The organism is Mycobacterium sp. 134 (genome assembly GCF_048282715.1).
GTDB classification, from domain to species: domain Bacteria; phylum Actinomycetota; class Actinomycetes; order Mycobacteriales; family Mycobacteriaceae; genus Mycobacterium; species Mycobacterium septicum.
Window position 1 is genome coordinate 2,901,098 of the sequence record NZ_JBLVUN010000008.1, and the last position, 20,199, is coordinate 2,921,296.

The 20,199-nt window shown below is 66.1% G+C and carries 20 protein-coding genes; 18 read left to right on the forward strand and 2 right to left on the reverse strand.

The window, feature by feature from the left end; genetic code table 11:
• Nucleotides 1–16 precede the first annotated feature (16 nt).
• From ACNQVK_RS18630 to ACNQVK_RS18695, 14 genes are all read left to right on the forward strand, one after another.
• The gene (locus tag ACNQVK_RS18630) at nt 17–778 is read left to right on the forward strand and encodes an MlaE family ABC transporter permease (RefSeq protein WP_418030673.1); all 762 of its coding nucleotides are present in this window, start codon (nt 17–19) and stop codon (nt 776–778) included.
• Nucleotides 775–1,617, forward strand: coding sequence for an ABC transporter permease (locus ACNQVK_RS18635; RefSeq protein ID WP_044518893.1), 843 nt, complete (start codon nt 775–777; stop codon nt 1,615–1,617). The genes ACNQVK_RS18630 and ACNQVK_RS18635 overlap by 4 nt, the downstream gene beginning before the upstream one ends.
• Nucleotides 1,618–1,622: 5 nt before the next feature.
• On the forward strand, nt 1,623–3,002 hold the full coding sequence (locus tag ACNQVK_RS18640) for an MCE family protein (protein ID WP_418030674.1): 1,380 nt from the start codon (nt 1,623–1,625) through the stop codon (nt 3,000–3,002).
• Entirely contained in the window at nt 2,999–4,027 is a 1,029-nt protein-coding gene (locus ACNQVK_RS18645; RefSeq protein ID WP_418030675.1) for an MCE family protein, read from the forward strand. The genes ACNQVK_RS18640 and ACNQVK_RS18645 overlap by 4 nt, the downstream gene beginning before the upstream one ends.
• Nucleotides 4,024–5,349 (forward strand): MCE family protein, encoded by a 1,326-nt coding sequence (locus tag ACNQVK_RS18650; protein ID WP_418030676.1) that lies wholly within the window; start codon nt 4,024–4,026, stop codon nt 5,347–5,349. Before ACNQVK_RS18645 ends, ACNQVK_RS18650 begins: the two co-directional genes overlap by 4 nt.
• 2 nt (nt 5,350–5,351) lie before the next feature.
• Nucleotides 5,352–6,647, forward strand: coding sequence for a virulence factor Mce family protein (locus tag ACNQVK_RS18655; protein ID WP_418030677.1), 1,296 nt, complete (start codon nt 5,352–5,354; stop codon nt 6,645–6,647).
• 58 nt (nt 6,648–6,705) lie between these two features.
• Nucleotides 6,706–7,677 (forward strand): IS481 family transposase, encoded by a 972-nt coding sequence (locus ACNQVK_RS18660; protein ID WP_047328144.1) that lies wholly within the window; start codon nt 6,706–6,708, stop codon nt 7,675–7,677.
• A 33-nt stretch (nt 7,678–7,710) separates the two neighbouring features.
• Nucleotides 7,711–8,832 (forward strand): MCE family protein, encoded by a 1,122-nt coding sequence (locus ACNQVK_RS18665; RefSeq protein WP_418030678.1) that lies wholly within the window; start codon nt 7,711–7,713, stop codon nt 8,830–8,832.
• A gap of 1 nt (nt 8,833) precedes the next feature.
• Nucleotides 8,834–10,294: an MCE family protein gene (locus tag ACNQVK_RS18670; protein WP_418030679.1), complete on the forward strand. Its 1,461-nt coding sequence runs from the start codon at nt 8,834–8,836 to the stop codon at nt 10,292–10,294.
• Nucleotides 10,261–10,797 (forward strand): Mce protein, encoded by a 537-nt coding sequence (locus tag ACNQVK_RS18675; RefSeq protein WP_418030680.1) that lies wholly within the window; start codon nt 10,261–10,263, stop codon nt 10,795–10,797. Before ACNQVK_RS18670 ends, ACNQVK_RS18675 begins: the two co-directional genes overlap by 34 nt.
• Nucleotides 10,794–11,408: a hypothetical protein gene (locus tag ACNQVK_RS18680; protein ID WP_418030681.1), complete on the forward strand. Its 615-nt coding sequence runs from the start codon at nt 10,794–10,796 to the stop codon at nt 11,406–11,408. Before ACNQVK_RS18675 ends, ACNQVK_RS18680 begins: the two co-directional genes overlap by 4 nt.
• Complete coding sequence (locus ACNQVK_RS18685; RefSeq protein WP_418030682.1) at nt 11,378–11,878, forward strand: CAP domain-containing protein; 501 nt, start codon at nt 11,378–11,380, stop codon at nt 11,876–11,878. Before ACNQVK_RS18680 ends, ACNQVK_RS18685 begins: the two co-directional genes overlap by 31 nt.
• A gap of 44 nt (nt 11,879–11,922) precedes the next feature.
• Nucleotides 11,923–13,224 (forward strand): acyltransferase family protein, encoded by a 1,302-nt coding sequence (locus tag ACNQVK_RS18690; protein ID WP_418030683.1) that lies wholly within the window; start codon nt 11,923–11,925, stop codon nt 13,222–13,224.
• Between the two features lie 85 nt (nt 13,225–13,309).
• Nucleotides 13,310–14,707, forward strand: a complete 1,398-nt coding sequence (locus tag ACNQVK_RS18695; RefSeq protein ID WP_418030684.1) for an HNH endonuclease signature motif containing protein — start codon at nt 13,310–13,312, stop codon at nt 14,705–14,707.
• Between the two features lie 78 nt (nt 14,708–14,785).
• On the opposite strand, the gene ACNQVK_RS18700 is transcribed toward ACNQVK_RS18695, so the two are convergent.
• Both ACNQVK_RS18700 and ACNQVK_RS18705 read right to left on the reverse strand, forming a co-directional pair.
• Nucleotides 14,786–15,127: a hypothetical protein gene (locus tag ACNQVK_RS18700; protein WP_418030685.1), complete on the reverse strand. Its 342-nt coding sequence runs from the start codon at nt 15,125–15,127 to the stop codon at nt 14,786–14,788.
• A gap of 102 nt (nt 15,128–15,229) precedes the next feature.
• On the reverse strand, nt 15,230–16,183 hold the full coding sequence (locus ACNQVK_RS18705; protein WP_418030686.1) for a LysR family transcriptional regulator: 954 nt from the start codon (nt 16,181–16,183) through the stop codon (nt 15,230–15,232).
• Between the two features lie 121 nt (nt 16,184–16,304).
• Between ACNQVK_RS18705 and ACNQVK_RS18710 the strand changes: the two genes are divergently transcribed.
• The 4 genes from ACNQVK_RS18710 (at nt 16,305) to ACNQVK_RS18725 (ending at nt 20,192) form a co-directional block, all read left to right on the forward strand.
• Nucleotides 16,305–17,180, forward strand: a complete 876-nt coding sequence (locus ACNQVK_RS18710; RefSeq protein WP_418030687.1) for an SDR family NAD(P)-dependent oxidoreductase — start codon at nt 16,305–16,307, stop codon at nt 17,178–17,180.
• 1 nt (nt 17,181) lies between these two features.
• The gene (locus ACNQVK_RS18715) at nt 17,182–18,315 is read left to right on the forward strand and encodes a sulfotransferase family protein (protein ID WP_418030688.1); all 1,134 of its coding nucleotides are present in this window, start codon (nt 17,182–17,184) and stop codon (nt 18,313–18,315) included.
• Nucleotides 18,316–18,403: 88 nt separating this feature from the next.
• Nucleotides 18,404–19,405, forward strand: a complete 1,002-nt coding sequence (locus tag ACNQVK_RS18720) for a hypothetical protein (RefSeq protein WP_418034214.1) — start codon at nt 18,404–18,406, stop codon at nt 19,403–19,405.
• Between the two features lie 16 nt (nt 19,406–19,421).
• Nucleotides 19,422–20,192, forward strand: coding sequence for an SDR family NAD(P)-dependent oxidoreductase (locus ACNQVK_RS18725; protein ID WP_418030689.1), 771 nt, complete (start codon nt 19,422–19,424; stop codon nt 20,190–20,192).
• The last annotated feature ends 7 nt before the right edge of the window (nt 20,193–20,199 follow it).

Sequence of the window (20,199 nt, forward strand, 5' to 3'; positions counted from 1 at the left end):
TCGGCAGTCGGTCGTGATGGGGGTCGCCTGGGCCAAACCCGCTTATGCGGTCGGCGATTTCGTCGTCCTGGCCGGCGAGACCTTCGCCGCGATGGCGCGCCCGCCGTTCGCCTGGCGCGAGCTGCTCGATCAGATCTGGTTCGTGGCGCGGGTGTCGATTGTGCCCACCGTAGTGCTGTCCATCCCGTACACGGTGCTGATCGTGTTCACCCTCAACATCGTTCTGCTCGAGGTGGGGGCGGGTGACCTGTCCGGCGCCGGTGCCGCCCTGGCGTCGGTGACCCAGGTCGGTCCGGTGGTGACCGCGATCGTGGTGTCCGGCGCTGCCGCCACCGCGATGTGCGCAGACCTGGGCGCGCGGACCATCCGTGAGGAGATCGACGCGATGAAGGTCATCGGGGTCAACCCGGTGCAGGCGCTCGTGGTTCCGCGCGTGATCGCCGCGACTTTCGTTGCGCTGATGCTGTATTCGGTGGTCGCGGTGGTCGGGCTCACCGGCAGCTACGTGTTTGTGGTCTACGTCCAGCACGTCACGCCCGGGGCCTTCGTGGCCGGCCTGACGCTGCTGACCGGTCTGCCGCAGGTCGTGGTGTCCCTGGTCAAGGCGCTGCTGTTCGGGTTGTCGGCCGGCCTGATCGCCTGCTACAAGGGCCTTTCGGTGGGCGGCGGCCCGACGGCTGTCGGCAACGCGGTCAACGAGACCGTGGTGTTCGCCTTCATGGCGCTGTTCTTCATCAACATCCTGGCCACCGCGTTCGGAGTGAAGGTGGCTCCGTGACAACCACTTCCGAGGACCGTGGGCCTGAAATCCTGAACCGGGCGGTGGACGGCACCCGCCGCGTGGGGGAGCAGACCGCCTTCTACGGCCAGGCGTTGTTGTCCACCGGTGATGCGTTGCGGCGCTATCCGGGCGAGGTGCTTCGGCTGATCGCCACGATGGGCATGGGCACCGGAGCGCTCGCGGTGATCGGCGGTACCGTCGTGATCGTCGGATTCCTGACCCTGACCACCGGTGCGCTGATCGCCGTCCAGGGCTACAACACGTTGTCCAACGTCGGAATCGAAGCTCTCACCGGGTTTCTGGGCGCCTTTCTCAATGTCCGGTTCATAGCTCCCGCGACCGCGGGTGTGGCACTGGCCGCCACCATCGGTGCCGGTGCCACCGCGCAACTGGGCGCCATGCGGATCAACGAGGAGATCGACGCGCTGGAAGTGATGGGCATCCGGGCGATCACCTATCTGGCGTCCACCCGCATCGTCGCGGGGGTGATGGCAGTGGTGCCGATCTACACGGTTGCGGTGTTGATGTCGTTTCTGGCCACCAGGTTCGGCACCACGATCATCTACGGCCAGTCGCGGGGTGTGTACGACCACTACTTCACCACGTTCCTGCACCCAGCCGACCTGGTGTGGTCGTTCACCGAGGCGCTCGCGATGGCGGCCGCGGTGATGGCGATCCACACCTACTACGGCTACACCGCCACCGGTGGACCCGCCGGCGTCGGTGAAGCGGTCGGCCGCGCGGTCCGCACCTCGATCACCGCCGGGGTGTTCATCCTGTTGACCATCACGCTGTCCGTGTACGGGCAGTCCGGAAACTTCCACCTGTCGGGGTAGCCGCGATGACCAATTCACCCCGGCGAGAAAAGATCGACCCGATCTGGTGGGCTCCGGTCCTGGTCATCGTGATCGTGGCCGTGACCGCCCTGACCGCACTGCTGTTCACCGGCACGCTGCGCCGTACCGTCCCGCTCACCCTGGTCTCCGATCGGGCCGGGCTGGTGATGGAGGACGGCGCCAAGGTCAAGCTGCGCGGTGTCCAGATCGGCGAAGTCTCGTCGATCGCAGCCGACGCCACCGCGGGAGACGCAGGCGCGAGGCTCCGACTCAAGATCGATCCCGACGACTTCGCGTACCTCCCCGGCAACGTCGAGGCGGAGATCAAATCCAGCACCGCCTTCGGCGCCAAATACGTGGACCTCATCGTCCCGGACGGCGGTGCGAGTACCGAGCCGCTCCGACCGGGCGCGGTGCTGCACTCGCGCAACGTCACCGTCGAGGTCAATACCGTGTTCGAGAACCTGCAGTCCGTTGTCACGGCGATCGACCCGGCGAAACTCAATGCGGTCCTCGCCGCCGTCGGCGAATCCCTGCGCGGCAAAGGGGAAGTCATCGGCCAGGCCATCACCGACGCCAACAAGGTGCTGCTCGCGGTGAACCCCCGGATGGACACCATCCGTCAGGACTGGCAGTTGTTCGGAGCGACGACCCAGGCATACTCCGTTGCCGCGCAAGACATCCTGTCGATCCTGGACTCCTTCTCGACGACGGCGAACACCATCAGCACCCACGCCGGAGCGCTCGACGAGCTGCTGCTGTCCGCGGTCGGCTTCTCCCGCTCGGGCATCGACACCCTCGGCGCCAACCAACCCAACCTCGTGCGTGCGCTGAACCTGCTCGATCCGACCACCGCACTGTTCATGAAGTACTCACCCACCTACACCTGCCTGTTCCAGGGGGCGGTCTGGTTCCTCGAACACGGCGGCCGGGATGCGCTGGGCGGCAACGGAAAATCGGTGATCATGGATGCGGCCCTGCTGGCAGGCGACGATCCCTACCGGTATCCGGACAACCTTCCGGTGGTCAATGCCACGGGCGGGCCCGGTGGCAGGCCGAGTTGCGGCTCGCTGCCGGACGTCAGCAAGAACTTCCCAGTGAAGTACCTGGTGACCGACACAGGGTTCGGCACGGGACTGGACGTCCGGCCCAATCCCGGCATCGGATTTCCCGGCTGGGCCAACTATTTCCCGGTCACCCGCGCGGTGCCGGAACCGCCGAGCATCCGCTATCCGGGCGCGCCTGCGCCGGGTCCGTTGCCGCCGTACCCGGGCGCACCTGCTTACGGCGCCCCCGAATTCGGACCGGACGGAGCGCCGCTCTACCCACCGCCACCGGGCCCTCCGCCAGGTCCGCAGCCGGCGCCACAGGAGGGACAGCCATGAGGCGCGCGACTTTCCGCGTTGCGACGCGGGTGGTGCTGTTCACCGCACTGAGCCTGGTCTTCACCTTCATCTTGGTGACCGTGTTCGGACAGTTCCGGTTCGATGCACGCGCTTCCTACAGCGCGGTGTTCACCAATGTGTCCGGGCTGAAGGGGGGCAATTTCGTGCGGATCGCCGGCGTCGAGGTCGGCAAGGTCAAGGACCTCACGCTGCACAAGGACGGGACAGTCACCGTCGACTTCGCCATCGACAAGACCCTGACGTTGACCGAGGGAACCCGCGCCGCGGTGCGTTACGAGAACCTGATCGGCGACCGCTACCTGTCCCTTGACGAGGGGCCCGGATCTGTTCGCAAACTTCAGCCGGGACAGTCGATTCCGCTGGAGCGCACCTCGCCCGCACTGGACGTCGACGCCCTGATCGGCGGATTCCGGCCGTTGTTCCGCGCGCTGGACCCGGATCAGGTCAACGCGCTGTCGGGGGAACTGCTGAAGGTGTTCCAGGGTCAGGGCGGCACCATCTCGTCGGTACTGGCCCAGACCTCGGCGTTGACCACCACGCTGGCCGGGCGCGACCAGCTGATCGGTCAGGTGATCACCAACCTCAACACCGTGCTCGGCACGTTCGCCAAACGCGACGAACAGTTCGCCGAAGGCCTCGACAAGCTGTCGGAGCTGGTTGCCGGGCTGGCCGAACGCAAATCCGACATCGCCACCGGGACTGCCTATGTCAACGCGGCCGCCGGCTCGGTGGCCGACCTGCTGACCACCGCGCGCGAACCGATCAAAGAGGCCGTGACCCAGACGGATCGGTTCTCCGGGCAGATCATGGCCGACCGGGACTACGTGGACGACCTGGTCAAGACCCTGCCCGACGCGTACCAGGTGCTCGCTCGCAACGGGCTCTACGGCGACTATTTCGGCTTCTACCTGTGCGACGCGATTCTCAAGCTCAACGGAAAAGGCGGCCAGCCGGTGTATGTCAAACTCGCCGGCCAGGATTCGGGACGGTGCACGCCGAAATGACGCGACTGAAACTCAAGCGGCTCACCATCGAGCGGCCCACGATCAAGCCGCTGGCGGAGCGCAGCCGGCCCGCCGTTGGTGCCGTGGCCATCCTCCTGCTCGCTGCGGCGGTGCTGGCGGCCTTCTCCTACGACAAGATTCCGTTCGTCAAGGGCACATCCGATTACTCTGCCTACTTCTCAGAGGCCGGCGGCATCAAATCCGGCAGCGATGTGCGGGTTTCGGGACTGAGCGTGGGCCGGGTCGCACAGGTCCGGCTCCAGGGAGCCCGGGTTCTGGTGGACTTCACCGTCCGCGACGGCGTCGAACTGGGTGAGCGCACCGAGGCGGCGATCAAGACCGAGACCGTGCTCGGAACCAAGGTGCTCGAGCTGACCTCCCGAGGCGACGGCACACTGACCGGACCCATCCCGATCGAACGGACCACCTCGCCCTACGACCTGCCCTCCGCGCTGGGGGATCTGACCACCACGATCAGCGGACTGGACACCACGCAGCTGTCCTCGGCGCTCACCACATTGGCGGAGACATTCCGCGACACCCCGCCGGATCTGAAACTCGCGCTGGAAGGCGTGGCCCGGTTCTCGGACACGCTCAACTCCCGTGACGCCCAACTGCGCAACCTGTTGGCCAACGCCAACAAGGTCACCGGTGTGCTCGCCAAGCGCAGCGACCAGATCGCCAACCTGGTGGTGACCACCAACGCACTCCTGGCCGAACTGCTGTCCCAGCGTGACTCGGTCGACGCGTTGATGAACAACCTCACCGCGGTGTCACACCAGATCTCGGGCCTGGTCGCCGACAACCGCACGCAACTCAAACCCGCAGTCGACAAGCTCAACGGGGTGCTGGAGATCCTGGACAACCGCAAGGGCGAACTGCAGCGCACGCTGTATCTGCTGCGCCGCTATGCGATGTCGTTCGGCGAAGTGCTCGGGGCAGGACCGTTCTTCAAGGCGTCGCTGGTCAACCTGCTGCCCGGGCAGATCGCCCAGCCCTTCGTCGATTCCGCGTTCTCAGATCTGGGCCTGGATCCCAATGTGCTGCTGCCGTCGCAACTGGTCGATCCGGGAACCGGCCAGCCGGGTACCCCGCCGCTGCCGATGCCGTACCCGCGCACCGGACAAGGTGGGGAACCGAACCTGTACCTGCCCGACGCGATCACCGGCAAGCCGGGAGATCCGCGTTATCCGTACCGGGAACCACTGCCCGCTCCGCCGCCGGGTGGACCGCCGCCCGGACCGCCCGCATCGGCCCCCGCGCCAGGGGAACTCCCGCCGCCCAGTTTCGGGCCGCCGGTACCGGCAGAAGGCGGGCGGTGACCATGTCGACACGCGTACTGCGGATCGGAATCGCCTCGGCGCTGAGCGTCATCCTGGTCTTCGCGATCACCGTGGTGGCCACCCCGTGGTGGGATCGGGTCAGGGACAACACCTTCACCGCCTACTTCGCCAACACCAACGGGCTCTACACCGGGGACGAGGTGCGCATCCTCGGCGTGGCGGTGGGAACGGTCGAGAGCATCGAACCCCAGCCCGACGCCGCCAAGGTCACCTTCACGGTAGACAGGCAATACCCGGTTCCCGCCGACGTCCAGGCGGCGATTCTGTCGCCGTCACTGGTCAGCGCCCGCGCACTCCAACTCGTTCCGGCCTATGAGAGCGGTCCGAAATTGGCCGACGGCGCGGCCATTCCACGGCAACGCACCGCGGTTCCCGTCGAATGGGACGATCTGCGCCAGCAGTTGGAGAAGCTCACCGACTCCCTGCAGCCAACCACCCCCGGCGGGCCGAGTGCGGTCGGCGAGTTCGTCAACAGTGCGGCAGACAATCTGCGCGGCCAGGGCGATACCGCCCGGGACACGGTGATCAAACTGTCGCAAGCAGTTTCGGCGCTGGGCGATCACAGCACCGACATCTTCAGCACCGTCCGCAATCTGCAACTGCTGGTATCCGCGCTGACCTCGAGCAGCGATCTGCTGGCGTCGTTCAACACCAACCTCGCCGACATCAGCACCGTGCTGAGCAACAGCCCCGACGAGGTGGCCAACGCCACCCAGGCCCTCGACGTAGCGGTCAACGACCTGCGCGGGTTCGTCGCGGAGAACCGCGAGGGCCTCGGCGTCACGTTCGACCGCCTCAACGCGATCACCACCGCACTCAACGACAGTCGCGCCGACGTCAAGCAGGTCCTGCACATCGCGCCGACGGTGTTCCAGAACTTCATGAACATCTACCAGCCGGCACAGAGCGCGGTGACCGGGATCCTGGCGCCGGTCAATTTCGCCAACACCGTCCAGTTCATCTGCAGCGCAGTACAAGCCGCGTCCCGGAAGGACTGGGAGCAATCGGCGAAGTTGTGCGTGCAATACCTCGCGCCGATCATCAAGAACCGCCAGTACAACTTCCCGCCGCTCGGGATCAATCCATTCGTCGGGGCATCAGCGCGGCCCAACGAGATCACATACAGCGAGGACCGGCTCAATCCGCACCTGCCGCCGGCAGCACAGGCCCCGCCACCGGCACCGGCGGAATCCCAGCCTGCGCCGATCCAAACCGATCCCGCACTAGGTGTAACTCCCAGACAGGTTGTGAACGGCGTGGTGAGCGGAAGTAGGTGAGGACCTCCGGTATCGGTGTGGTTACCAAATACGCACATCCGATTACCGAGAGGTCCTCATGGTCCACGCTAATGCTTCGTTGACTCCTCGTGGGCGGTTGCGGCTTGCGCAGGCGGTTGTTGATCAGGGCTGGAGTTTGCGGCGCGCGGCTGAGCGGTTCCAATGTTCGGTGGCCACAGCCAAGAAATGGGCCGACCGTTATCGCGACGGTGGCGAAGCAGCGATGGTAGACCGGCCCAGCCGGCCGCATCGCAGTCCGTTGCGGTTGCCGAAACGACGTGAGCGGCGCATCGTCAACCTGCGCTTCACCCGGCGCTGGGGCCCACATCGCATCGCCGCTTACCTGCACCTGCCACGCTCGACCGTTGAGGCGGTGCTGCGCCGCTACCGGATGCCATTGCTGCGGCACCTGGACCAAAACACCGGGTTACCGGTACGCCGGCCCAAACCCCGCCGCTATGAGCACCCGGCTCCCGGCGACTTGGTCCATGTCGACGTCAAGAAACTGGGCCGCATCCCCGACGGGGGCGGCCATCGCAAGCTGGGTCGCCAAGCCGGCCGGCGCAACCGCTGCGGCATGGGATACACGTTCTTGCACCACGCCGTTGATGACCACTCCCGGCTGGCCTACTCCGAGGACCTCACCGACGAACGCAAAGAAACCGCCGCGGGATTCTGGAAACGCGCCAACGCGTTCTTCGCCGACCACGGCATCACCGTCAAACGAGTGTTGACCGACAATGGATCCTGTTACCGGTCAAAGAATTTCGCTGAAGCGCTCGGCCCCGACATCACCCACAAGAGGACCCGGCCCTACCGGCCACAGACCAACGGCAAAGTCGAGCGATTCAACCGCACCCTGACCACCGAATGGGCCTATGCGCAGACCTACCGCTCTGAGGCCGAACGCGCCGGAACCTACCAGCACTGGCTGCATCACTACAATCACCACCGACCCCACACCGGCATCGGCGGAATGACACCAATCGAGCGCCTACGCGTTCACAACCTACCCGTGAAGAACAACTAGGGCTCCCGGGCTTGATGTTCCCCGGGGGACTCCATGAGGCGGCTGGTGGTCGCGGCACTCATCGTCGTATGCCTGGCGGTGATCCCGGGATGTGAATGGCGCGGGCTGAATTCGCTGAGTCTGCCGGGAACTCAGGGCAACGGAGACGGCTCGTACACCATCCAGGCGCAGTTGCCCGATGTGGTGGTGATCCAGCAAAACACCCGCGTGCGCGTCGGAGACGTCAACATCGGCAATGTCACCAAGATCGAAGTCCAGGACTGGCATGCCCTGGTGACCATGCGCATCGACGGCGGCGTCCACCTGCCGGCCAACAGCACCGCCAAACTCGGACAGACCAGCCTGCTGGGCTCCATGCACATCGAACTCGCACCGCCGGTGGGCGAGGCGCCACGCGGCGAACTCACCGACGGCTCGGTGATCCCGCTGTCTGCCGCCGCCACCTATCCGACCACCGAGCAGACTCTCGCGTCGGTGTCGGTGCTGCTCAACGGCGGCGGGCTGGCCCAGCTGCAGGAGATCAATCAGACTTTCGCGAAGGCACTGGCGGGCCGGGAGAACGACATGCGCAGTCTCCTCGGCCAGTTGGACACCTTCATCGCTGGGCTCAACGCCCAGACCGATGACATCATCACCGCCACCGAGCGGCTCAACTCGCTGGCCGGTCAGGTTGCGGCCCGGGACAACACCGTTGACACCGCGCTCACCACGATCCCGAAGGCGCTCGCCGTGTTGTCCGAGCAGCGCACCAAGATCGCCGATGCCGTCGACGCACTCGGAAAGTTCAGTGCGATCGCCACCTCGACCGTCGCCCAGACCAAGGAATCGCTCGTCGACAACTTGCGCAACATCGCGCCGGTGCTGCGGGAACTCGCCAACGCCGGACCCGCACTCACCCGGGGCCTGGACTTCCTGTCGACGTATCCGTGGGTGAAGAGCACGGTGGCCAACTGGTTCCGCGGCGACTTCGCCAACATCACGCTGGTGGTCGATCTGACCTTGAGCCGGATCGACAGCAGTCTGTTCACCGGAACCCGGTGGGAAGGAAACCTCACCGAACTCGAAATGCAGTGGGGCCGCACGATCGGCCAGATGCCCAGCCCGTACACGGCAGGCAACCCGCTGATCGCTCCCTACCAATGGGGGGCGTACTGACATGATCCGGCTGTCCCGATCGGTATGGATCCAGTTGGCGATCCTGTCCACGATCACCGTCGTCGCCGTGGGCATCATGGCATTCGGCTTCGTCAAGGTCCCGGCCCTCATCGGATTCGGCCGGTACACGGTCACGGTCGAACTGCCCGCCGCGGGTGGGCTGTACCCGACCTCGGTGGTCACCTACCGCGGTACCGAGATCGGCAGGGTCAAATCGATCGGCGTCACCCGTGCCGGAGTCGATGCGGTGCTGACCCTGGACTCGGACATCGCAGTGCCGTCCCCGGTTTCGGCCGCCGTTCACAGCCGGTCCGCGGTCGGGGAGCAGTTCCTCGAACTGACTCCCGACCCCGGCGCGACCGGTACGTTGCGCGACGGCGACGTCATCGGCGTCGACAAGGTGCGTATCCCGGCCGACATCGGGAACCTGCTCGATGCGACCAACAAGGCCCTGCAGGCCATTCCGCCGGACAATCTGCGCACGGTGGTGGACGAGTCGGCCAAGGCCGTCGGGGGACTGGGACCCGAGCTGTCCCGCATCATCGATGGTTCGACCGCCCTGGCCATCGAAGGCGGCAAGACCGTCGATCCGCTCGCGCAGTTGATCGATCAGTCTCCACCGGTGCTCAATTCCCAAGTGCAGACTGCTGATTCGATTGCGACGTGGGCACAGCGGATGGCCGCGATCACCGGCCAGCTCAAAACCCAGGACGCCGCGTTCGCGGATCTGCTGACCAAAGGAGCGCCGGCACTGAGGGAGGGCAAGGCGCTGTTCGACCGGGTGGCCCCAACCCTGCCCGTCTTGCTGGCCAACATGGTGAGCCTCGGAGACATCGCCGTCACCTACCGCAACGATCTGGAACAGTTGCTGGTTCTGTACCCGCAGGGGACGGCCGTGATGTCGGCGATCACCCTGGCCAACGCCGACACAAAACAGGCGTACCGGGGCATCTACCTCGACTTCAATCTGAACCTCAACCTGCCGCCACCATGCAACACCGGATTCCTGCCGGTGCGCCAACAGAGGTCACCGTCCGACCAGGACTACCCGGAACGGCCCGCGGGCGAGCTGTACTGCCGGGTTCCGCAGGACTCGGCCCTCAATGTTCGTGGCGTGCGCAACATCCCGTGCGAGACCAAGCCGTGGAAGCGTGCGCCGACCGTCGAACTGTGCGAAAGCGACGAGGAGTACGTCCCGCTGAACGACGGCCTGAACTGGAAGGGCGATCCGAACGAGACGCTGTCCGGCCAGGGCGTGCCGCAGTACGCGCCGGGCACCGATCCGCGACTGCCGCCCCCGCAAGGCACCGGCACCGCGCCGCCGCCGGTGGCCTTCGTCCCCTACGACCCGGCCACCGGAACCTATCTGGCGCCGGACGGCCGGTCCTACACCGACTCCGACCTCGCCGACAGCACGAAAGGCAAGACATGGCAGAGCATGCTGACACCGCCGAGCGGCTAGACCAGCCGGACACCGGCAGCCGTCCCGGCATCCGTATTCCGATCGCGCTGGTGCTCGTCGTCGTGGCAGCGCTGGCTGCCCTCACCGGCTGGCTGGGCTACCGCGATCAGCGATCCCACGCCGCCGAGGAGCAGCGCGACCTGTTCGTGCAGGTGGCGCGCCAGGCGGCGGTGAACCTCACCTCGATCAGCCACTCCGAGGCCGACGCCGACATCCAGCGGATCCTGGATTCGGCGACCGGTACCTTCCGCGATGACTTCGAGAAGCGGTCGGGCCCGTTCGTCGAGATCGTCAAGCGGACCCAGTCGACATCCCGTGGGACCGTCGCCGAGGCCGGCCTGGAGTCCGAGACCGGTGACGAGGCGCGCGTATTGGTCGCCGTGTCGGTGAAGACCTCGACCGGCGCTGCACCCGAACAAGATCCGCGCCGCTGGCGGATGCGCATCAGCGTTGAGCAGGTTGGCGACGACGTCAAAGTGTCGAATGTGGAGTTCGTGCCATGACCACAGATACCGCAGCGGAGCTCTCCGATCCGAGGGCCGATGAGCTGGAGACCGACGACCTGGCCGTCGAAGGAGTGATCGAGGACGACGCCGGGCCCGCAGAACAGGACCAGCCCGGAGGCCGGTCCATCTCGTGGACGCGGGTGCTGGCGTTCGGTGTGCTGCCCGCCGTGGCATTGATCCTGGCGCTTGGGGCGGGTTTCCTGAAATGGCAGGACGGGACCGCGCGATCGGCACAGGCGGCGGGCGCGGAATCCGTCCGCGCCGCGAGCGAAAGCACCGTGGCGATCCTGTCGTACCGACCCGACACCGTGGACACCGAGCTGCCCGCGGCCACTGACCGGCTCACCGGTGAGTTCCGCGACCAGTACACGCAACTGATCGACGACGTCGTCATCCCGGGGGCCAAGCAGCAGGTGATCTCGGCGGTGGCGACAGTGCCGGCTGCCGCGTCGGTATCGGCGTCGCCCCGGCACGCGGTCGTCCTGGTGCTCGTCGACCAGACCACCACGATCGGCACCGGTCCGCCGACCAAATCCACCTCCAGCGTGCGGGTCACCCTCGACAAGGTCGAAAACCGATGGCTCATTTCGCAATTCGAACCGGTCTGATCGCCACCGTCGCGACCCTGTCGGCGGTTTCCGGCGCATGGGGTCCAGCGCCCGCGCACGCCGACAACCAGCGGCTGAACAGCGGCGTGATCGCCAACGTGTTCACGATCCAGCGTCAGGCGGGCTGCACGACCAATGTGAAGGCAGACCCGAAGCTGCGGTTGGCGGCCGAATGGCACACCAACGATCTGCTCGCCGACCGCAGCCTGGACGACCATGCCGGCTCCGACGGATCGACGCCTCAGTCGCGGGCCGAGGCTGCCGGATTCCGCGGCCGGGTCGCCGAAACGGTCGCCATCAACCCGGCGTTGGCGATCAACGGCATCGACATCCTCAACCAGTGGTACTACGACCCGATCGATTTCGCGATCCTGTCCGACTGCGCCAACTCCGCTATCGGCGTGTGGTCGGCCAATAGTTTCGACCGATCGGTGGTTGTGGCCGTGCTCGGTCAGCCGGCAGACACGTAGTAATACCCATCCCGACCCGGCGCCCGGACCGGCAGACTGAGGTCATGCCAATCGACGAGGCTGTGCCCTCCCAGGACACCGTCACCCAGGACACCAAGCCCGACCGGGACCGTGCGGTCGATGTCGCGCGCCTGGGCGCCCTGCTCGTGGTGATCTTCGGGCACTGCGCCCTGTTGCTGGCCACCATCGATTCCGGGGGCGTACGGGTCGGCAACATCCTCGGTGCACTCCCGGCATTGGCCCCGATCACCTGGGTGCTGCAGGTGATGCCGCTGTTCTTCCTGGCCGGAGGGGCTGCGGGTGCCTACAGCTGGCATTCCGGTCGCTCGTGGGGCGCGTGGTTACTCGCCCGTGCCCAGCGCCTGTGCCGGCCCGTGTTCTGGTACCTGGCGGTGTGGTCGGTGGTACTGGTCGTGGTGCACGCGACGATGGGGGCCGAGTCCGCCGCTGCGCTCGGGCGCGAATGCGTGGCCCTGTTGTGGTTCCTCGGTGTCTACCTGATGGTGCTCGCCTTCGTCCCGGCACTGATGCGCCTGCACACGGGCCGGGCGCTGGCATGGGTGGTCGCCGGACTGATCGCCGCGTCGGGAGTGGTGGATGCGATCCGCTTCGCGGTCGGCACCCCCGAGGCGGGCACCGCCAACCTGATCATCGTCTGGCTGATTCCGGTGGTGATCGGGGTGGCCTACGCACGCCATCTGATCTGCGCGCGGCGGGCGATCGCGATCGCGGTCCTCGCCTTCACCGCGCAGGTGATCCTCGCGTTCACCGGCATTTACGACGTGTCCCTCGTCGTCACCGGAACCGAGCACGTGTCGAACGTGTCACCGCCGACACTTCTGCTGGCACTGCACTGCACCTGGATGCCGTGCCTGTTCATCGCCGCTGCGGACCCGATCCGGCGCTGGGCCGCGCGTCCGCGAGTCTGGTACGTGGTGGCGACGGGAAATGGGGGAGCCATGACGCTGTACCTGTGGCACATCCCGGTGATCGCGATCGCCGCGTTCAGTCTGCATGCCCTCGGCCTGGATGCGTTCGACCCGCACGCCCCGGCCTTCTGGCCCCATCTGGCTTTGCGTGCAGTGGTTTTCGCTGTTCTCATGGCGGCGGCCTTCCGGCTGCTGTCGCCGCTGGAGCATCGCCCGCTGCCGTGGTGGGACGACCGGGTTCAGATCAGCGGCGCCCGGTCGGTGGTCACCGGCGTGCTGTTGTGTGTCGCCGGCGCCGCGTTGACCCTGATGGCCAAGAACGGCCTCGACGGCGTGCTGGGCTGGTCGGCGCTCGGCGGGTTCGTCCTGGCGGCCATTGCTGCGCGGGCGGCCGCTGGCCGGGCTGTCAAGGTCTGATTCCCTTGTGCGGCAAGATCTGTGGATAGATCGTGCGCTGTGGATAACTGCTCGGGGAGTCGGTGATCGGCGGTAGAATTCGAACATGTATTCGAACACCGTCTCCGATCGGGAGACGGTGCTGGCTGTCTACGACGAGTATGACGCCGTTTGCGCGAAAATGGCCGCCCTCAACTATCAGACGTTGAGCCTGCCTGAACTGCTGGAACTGCAGTCGCGGCGCGAACATCAGGTCCGGTGCGCGCCTGCGGTGGACCACGGGCTCTTGGCTGAAATGCAGTCGCGCACCACCGCGGCCGAGATCGGTGCGAAAAGTTGGGCCGATGTCCTGGCCATCCGGCTACGCATCAGCACCAAAGAAGCCAAACGGCGCGTCATCGAAGCCGCGAACCTGGGCCCACGCACCACCGTCACCGGTGAGGCGTTGGAGCCGGTGTTGCCGGCAGTTGCCGCAGCTCAGGCGGCGGGACAGATCAACGCCGAACACCTCGCGATCATCCGGAAGTTCTTCGCCAAGCCACCCGTGCCGCTGGATGCCGCGACCCACGCCCAGATCGACGCCGACCTGGCCCGCATCGCCACCGGCAACAGCCCAGAAATCCTGGGCCAGTGCCTCGAGCGGATCGCGTTCCTGCTCAACCAAGACGGTGACGCACCCAATGACGAACAACCCGAACGTCACGGGGAACTCATCATCGGGCCCCAAAACGCCGACGGCACGAGCGAAATCCGCGGCCGGCTCACCCCCGAAGCCCGCGCCACCCTCGACCCGATCCTGTCCCGCTATGGCGCCCCCGGCATGTGCAACCTCGCCGATGAACATCCCTGCACCACTGGCACTCCCAGCGCGGAGGCTATCGCGGCAGATACCCGCACCGTCGCTGAACGCAACCACGACGCCCTGGTCGCCATCGGCCGAAACGCGCTGTCGTCGGGGGAACTCGGTCAGCACAACGGATTACCGGTCACCATCGTGGTTACCACCACCTTGCGGGAACTCGAGACCATGGCCGGAATCGGACTGACGGCCTCGGGCGCACAAATACCGATCGCCGATGTCATCCGCATGGCTGCCCACGCCAATCACTACCTGGCGGTGTTCGAAAACCACCGCGAGGTGCCGTTGTATCTGGGGCGCAGCAAGCGCATCGCCAGTCCCGCACAGCGTCTCGTCTTGCACGCCCGTGACCGCGGATGCACCCGGCCAGGCTGCACCTGTCCACCCGACCGCTGCCAATGCCACCACGCAAGACAAGATTTCGCGACAGGTGGCCGCACCGATATCACCGACCTCACCCTGGCCTGCCCGAAAAGCAACCGGCTGGTGCGCGACGGTGGATGGACCACCCGCATCCGCGACGACGGCCGCGTCGAATGGATCCCGCCACCACTCCTGGACACCGGCCAGGACCGGGTCAACCACTACTGGCATCCCGAGGATCTCTTCCATCCACCGGAAGAAGACGAGGGTGACGATCCGTAGTGGTGGATCACGGGCTTGGCCCGGTGATCGAGGCACCGGGCGTGCCAGGCAACGAAACCCGATGAAGTGCCTGGCGCATCAGGGCCGCGGTGCGGGTCCCGGGCTCGGCATCATCGGTGAGGTACGACCGGGCCCCATGTTGCCGCCCGGTCCCATCATCCCGCCCGGACCCGTCATGCCGCCCGGTCCCATCATGTTGCCGTGGTCCATCATCGGGCAGGAAGTCTGCCGGTCATCGGACATGCCACGGTAGCCGCCGTGGTGATAGCCCTGGCCTGCACCGATCATCATTCCACTGAAGAAGATGACGGCAACGATGAAGAGGATCCCGGCGACGATGCCCACCACGGCGGCAGCCTGCCCGAGTCGGTTGGGCCGGGCGGCTGGTTCGTCGGGTCGGGGTTGAGGCGCTTCGGTCATGTCTGCGGCCCTCCTGAACGAGTGTGGCTGTTGTCAGTATGTGCCGCCGCGGTCGCTGCGAATAGGGACGTTGGTCCTCAATCTGGGCTACACGCGCCGAGATCACCCGTGCATCGGATTCCAGGGTCGAGTGGCGACGAACTCCGCACTCCACCTGCCGGTCCTCACCAGGGCGGCGACTTCCTCGCGGATGGTGTCGCCGATCTTCACGCTGAGCTCACGAGGCAGGTCGAGTTGCTCGGTTGCGGCGACGCCGAGACGCTGACTGAGCGCGGAATCCGCGACGACCACGAATCTCAAACGCCCATCGTCGATTTCGCGACGGCACGCCGACAGCGGAAGGACCCCGTAGGCGATACCCGCCTCGATCATGCTCTTCATCACGGCAACGGAATCCGTCGTCGTCCGGTGACTGAACTGGACCTTGGCGCGCAACGCCGCATTCTGCAGCGCCACACCGATACCCGATGACGACCGGGGTACCACCAGAGGCAACTTGACAACATCGCTGAACCCCACGGCACTGGCGCCATCGAGGTCCGACTCGGGTCCACCGATCAGGAACAGCTCTTCGGCCAACAACTCTCGATAGAAGACGCGTTCATCGGGCACCGGGTTGATGAGCGCCACGTCGACCGCACCTTTCAGCATGGCCTCGACGAGGTGGTCGGTACTCCCGACGGTCACCGAGAACGTCGCCTCTGGGAAGACGGTGGTCAGGCTGGCCAGCAGCGGTGCGGCCAACACGTCGACGGTGGTCTCGGGTAACCCGAGGCGCAGGGTGCGGTCGAGCCGGGCCAGCGGGGTCCCGGCGTACTGGACGGCCAGTTCCAACTGCCGCAGCGGCCCGGCCGTCGACGCCCGCAGCCGCTCGCCTGCCTCGGTGAGCTCGACGCCGCGACGGGTACGGGTGAACAACGTGACGCCGAGGTCCTCTTCGAGCAGTTGAAGCTGGCGACTCAAGGCCGGTTGCGCGATGCCCAGCACGCCGGCCGCGCGCGTGATGGAGCGCTCCTCGGCGATGCGCAGGAAGTACTTGAGCCGGTGGGTGTCCATCGCTTCGAGATATACCAGCCATCGAATCTCGGCATGACTGGAACCCGAAATCGGTATTACCTCCCCGCTTGTCCCGGGCCATAGCGTTTGCGATCGAAGCCATGGTGAGAGGAGACACCCCATGACGGTGCAAGACGACGCCGAGGCCATCGCGGCCCTGAATCTCGACAGCCTGCCGCGCCACATCATCGACAAACGGGTCACCGAGTTGATGGACCTGTCGGGCAAGAAGGCGTTTGTGACCGGTGCCGGAGGAGACGGCCTGGGGCAGGCCATCGCCAACCGTTTGGCGGGCCTCGGCGCCGACGTGGCATTGATCGGGCGAACTTTCGAGAAGGTAGAGCGCCGCGCCGCCGAGATCGAACAGCGGTGGGGGGTCAAGGCCTACCCGGTGAAGGCCGACATGTCCGATTGGGATCAGGTGCACGATGCGGTCCACACCGCGCACGAAGAACTGGGCGGGCTGGACATCATGGTCAACAACCCCGTCATGGTCGTCGGCGGTCCGTTCGAGAACCACACCAAGGCCGACATCGACCACACGGTGCTGGGCAGCCTGACCATGATGATGTACGGCGCCCATGCCGCGCTGGAATTCCTGCTCCCGCAGGGGTCGGGCAAGATCATCAACATCGGGTCGGTGGGCGGCCGCATCCAGCAGCGCGGCCTGGTGGTGTACAACGCCTGTAAGTCGGGTGTCGTCGGCTTCACCCGCAATCTCGCCCACGAGGTGGCCCCGCGCGGGGTGAACGTGCTCGGCGTCGCGCCGGGGATCATGATCAAACCGGAGATGATGGAGTACCTGCTCGACCCGAAGACGCCGGCCCATTTCGCGGGCCGGGGGGCGATCCTGGAGGCCATCACCACGCAGGTGCAACTCGGCCGCGCGTCGCTGCCCGAGGAAGCGGCCAACATGGTGGCATTCCTGGCGTCGGAGGCGGCGGATTACCTGTGCGGGCAGACGATCGATGTCGCCGGCGGGCAGTGGATGAACTGAGATGCCGACTGTCACGGATATCAAGGCCGGTGCCGCCGAGCAGACCGGTCTGACGGACTTCGGCGACGATTCGTTCGAAGAGGGACTGGGCATCCTGCTGTCCTCGTTGGACACCGAGGCCCGGCTCAATGAGCGCGGACAGGCGTTCCTCTACCCCCGCATCACCGGTTATCTGGCCCAGCGCCTGCACGTAGAAGACTGGTACCGACGCCACCCGGAGATCGACGAGGTCCCGATCGTCGCGCCCGTCATCGGCCTGGGCCTGCCACGCACAGGTTCTACGGCGCTGTCGATGCTGCTCGCGCAAGACCCGGACATCCGGTATCTGCGGCGATGGGAATCCTCGCAGCCGTGCCCGCCGCCTTCCACAGTTCGGGGTCTGGACCCGCGGGTCCCGCCCGACAAGGGGGAGATGGTCGGTACCCGGTATCACGTGCCCGCAGACACGCACGGTCCCATGGAATGCCACGAGCTGATGGCCCTGGACTTCAAGTCACATCTGTTCCAGTCTTTCGCCCAGGTGCCCACGTACTCCACCTGGCTCGTGGAGAAGGCCGACCTGACAACGACTCTGGCATATCAGCGGCGGGTGATGAAGCTGCTGCAATGGGGTGAACCCGACCGGCCGTGGCGGCTGAAATGTCCATCGCACGTGCTGTGGCTGGACGCGGTCAGCCAGGTGTTTCCCGACGCCAGATTCGTGATGACACACCGGGATCCGACCGATGTCATCCTGTCCGTGGCAGACCTGTACGCCGACATCATCGGAACCTTCACCGACGAGATCGACCGGCCCTACATCGGCAGGCTCAATGTCGAACACTGGTCGCTGGGCATGGACCGGGCCTTGCGCTTCCGTGCGGACGGCGCGCAGGACCGCTTCTACGACATCGATTTCCGGGCCATGCAGGGCGATCCGATCGGCGAGGTCACCGGCCTCTACGCCTGGCTCGGCCAGCCCGTGACCGACGAGTTCGCCGCGCGGATGGACAGTTGGTGGACCGTGGCCACCACCGAACGCGAGGCCAGCTCGCATGCCGACCCGGCAATGTTCGACATCGACCTGGGGCAGGTCCGGCCCCGCTTCGCGCGGTACTCCGAACACAGCGCCCGTTGGACCAACCACGCCACCTAGGACAGGACTTCACATGGCAATCGACCTCACCGGCGGTATCGACCCGTCCCGCGAGTACGTGTTCGCCCACCGCCCGGACAATCCGGAAATGCGGGACTCGGTGAGTTTTTGGACCGTCGACGACCGCGGGCGGATCGGATTGCCCCGCATCGGGATCGAGGCCGTCGCCGCGAACTGGGACAACCACGAGATGCAGATCAATGTCGCGTTCCCCGACGGCCGGGTGTACCGCCTGCGCGACGGCGGTCCGTCCCTGCCTGCCGAAGGGCCCGACGGCAAGCCGACCGTTCTCGGAGCCGGCGGCCTGGCCTTCCGCTGCATCGATCCGTTCGACACCTGGACGATGACGTACGCGGGCAAGGCCGTTCAGACGTCGGCGGCAGATTTGGTCGCAGGCAAGTCGGACGGCCCCCTGGTCGACGTGGCGTTCCACGTCGAGGCCAAGATGGCCGTCCCGCCATGGGTCCAGGGGGCGTTACAGCAGGACGCGGCCGACCGGATCAAGAACTCGGTGGAAGGCGAGCTGATGGGCGGCCCCCGCTACGAGCAACTGTTCCGGGCGAACGGATCGGTGACGATCGACGGGGACAGTCAGGATTTCACCGGCAGCGGTCTGCGGATCCGCAGGCAGGGGGTCCGCAAGCTGGGCAGCTTCTGGGGCCACGCTTGGCAATCGGCGGTTTTCCCCAGCGGCAAGGCTTTTGGTTACATCGCCTACCCACCGCGCGACGATGGCCGACCCACCTTCAACGAGGGCTACATCTTCACCGGTGACGGTGAGCTGATCCCGGCCCGGGCAGTGGAGGCACCCTGGCTGACCAAGCTGCAGGCCCTCGGCGAAGACGTCTCGGTGGTGCTGGAAACCGCCGACGGCGCGGTGCACATCGAGGGAGAGACGGTGTACTCGACCCACGACATCCACCACAACGACAACACCTTCTCGGTGCGCGAGATGAAGAAGGAGAACCCGAACTTCCCGGCCCTGCAACAAGCCGGCGTGCGCTATCGCTGGGACGGCGAGGAGACCTTCGGCATGCTCGAAAGATCCAACCCGATCGAGAAGGTCGATCTCGGCGACGCACAGGGCTGAAAGGGGAGAACCAACCATGCGCGGGCTTGAGGGCAAGACGTTCATCATCGCCGGGGGAGCGACCGGCATCGGTGCCGGTACGGCCAAACGGTTGGCCGCCGAGGGCGCATCGGTGGTCGTCGGTGACATCAACGCGGCCGGGGCGAAAGCCACCGCCGAAGACATCACGGCCGCCGGCGGCAGTGCCATCGCAGTCGAATTCGACTTGGCCGACGACGAATCCGTCCGGCACCTCGTCGACGCCACGATCTCGGAGTTCGGTGCGGTCCACGGATTGGATAACGTCGGTGCCGACTTGTCGGAGGACAATCTCGGACGTGACACCACGATCCTCGACACCCCGTTCGAGGTATGGCACCGCACCCTCGACGTCAACTTGCTCGGCTTCGTGCGCACCATCCGGGCGGTGCTGCCGCATCTGCTCGAAAACGGCGGCGGCAGCATCGTCAACACCTCATCGGGGGGCTCACTTGGAACCGACCCGATGCACGTCGCCTACAACGCCTCCAAGGCAGCGGTCAACCAGCTCACCCGGCATGTGGCGAACAACTACGGGGCCAAGGGGATTCGCAGCAACGCCGTGATGCCGGGCCTGGTGATGGGGGAGACCCAGGAACGCCAGAACGATCTACAGATACAGCAGATGTTCCTGATGGCGGCCAAGGTCACGCGGCTCGGCAAACCCGCGGACCTCGCCGCCGTCACCGCGTTCCTGCTGTCCGACGACGCCGAATGGATCAACGGTCAGACCTGGTACGTCGGCGGCGCGTCGCACATGCGCCAGTGAGGCGGCT

Bases quoted from the DNA above. Each gene is read 5' to 3' on its own strand.
- ACNQVK_RS18645 (WP_418030675.1), top strand. From the start codon at position 2,999: ATGAGGCGCGCGACTTTCCGCGTTGCGACGCGGGTGGTGCTGTTCACC.
- ACNQVK_RS18685 (WP_418030682.1), top strand. From the start codon at position 11,378: ATGGCTCATTTCGCAATTCGAACCGGTCTGATCGCCACCGTCGCGACC.
- ACNQVK_RS18680 (WP_418030681.1), top strand. From the start codon at position 10,794: ATGACCACAGATACCGCAGCGGAGCTCTCCGATCCGAGGGCCGATGAG.
- ACNQVK_RS18725 (WP_418030689.1), top strand. From the start codon at position 19,422: ATGCGCGGGCTTGAGGGCAAGACGTTCATCATCGCCGGGGGAGCGACC.
- ACNQVK_RS18700 (WP_418030685.1), bottom strand. From the start codon at position 15,127: ATGACCGAAGCGCCTCAACCCCGACCCGACGAACCAGCCGCCCGGCCC.
- ACNQVK_RS18720 (WP_418034214.1), top strand. From the start codon at position 18,404: ATGCGGGACTCGGTGAGTTTTTGGACCGTCGACGACCGCGGGCGGATC.
- ACNQVK_RS18670 (WP_418030679.1), top strand. From the start codon at position 8,834: ATGATCCGGCTGTCCCGATCGGTATGGATCCAGTTGGCGATCCTGTCC.
- ACNQVK_RS18665 (WP_418030678.1), top strand. From the start codon at position 7,711: ATGAGGCGGCTGGTGGTCGCGGCACTCATCGTCGTATGCCTGGCGGTG.
- ACNQVK_RS18695 (WP_418030684.1), top strand. From the start codon at position 13,310: ATGTATTCGAACACCGTCTCCGATCGGGAGACGGTGCTGGCTGTCTAC.
- ACNQVK_RS18675 (WP_418030680.1), top strand. From the start codon at position 10,261: ATGGCAGAGCATGCTGACACCGCCGAGCGGCTAGACCAGCCGGACACC.
- ACNQVK_RS18715 (WP_418030688.1), top strand. From the start codon at position 17,182: ATGCCGACTGTCACGGATATCAAGGCCGGTGCCGCCGAGCAGACCGGT.
- ACNQVK_RS18690 (WP_418030683.1), top strand. From the start codon at position 11,923: ATGCCAATCGACGAGGCTGTGCCCTCCCAGGACACCGTCACCCAGGAC.
- ACNQVK_RS18640 (WP_418030674.1), top strand. From the start codon at position 1,623: ATGACCAATTCACCCCGGCGAGAAAAGATCGACCCGATCTGGTGGGCT.
- ACNQVK_RS18630 (WP_418030673.1), top strand. From the start codon at position 17: ATGGGGGTCGCCTGGGCCAAACCCGCTTATGCGGTCGGCGATTTCGTC.
- ACNQVK_RS18660 (WP_047328144.1), top strand. From the start codon at position 6,706: ATGGTCCACGCTAATGCTTCGTTGACTCCTCGTGGGCGGTTGCGGCTT.
- ACNQVK_RS18655 (WP_418030677.1), top strand. From the start codon at position 5,352: ATGTCGACACGCGTACTGCGGATCGGAATCGCCTCGGCGCTGAGCGTC.
- ACNQVK_RS18710 (WP_418030687.1), top strand. From the start codon at position 16,305: ATGACGGTGCAAGACGACGCCGAGGCCATCGCGGCCCTGAATCTCGAC.
- ACNQVK_RS18705 (WP_418030686.1), bottom strand. From the start codon at position 16,183: ATGGACACCCACCGGCTCAAGTACTTCCTGCGCATCGCCGAGGAGCGC.
- ACNQVK_RS18650 (WP_418030676.1), top strand. From the start codon at position 4,024: ATGACGCGACTGAAACTCAAGCGGCTCACCATCGAGCGGCCCACGATC.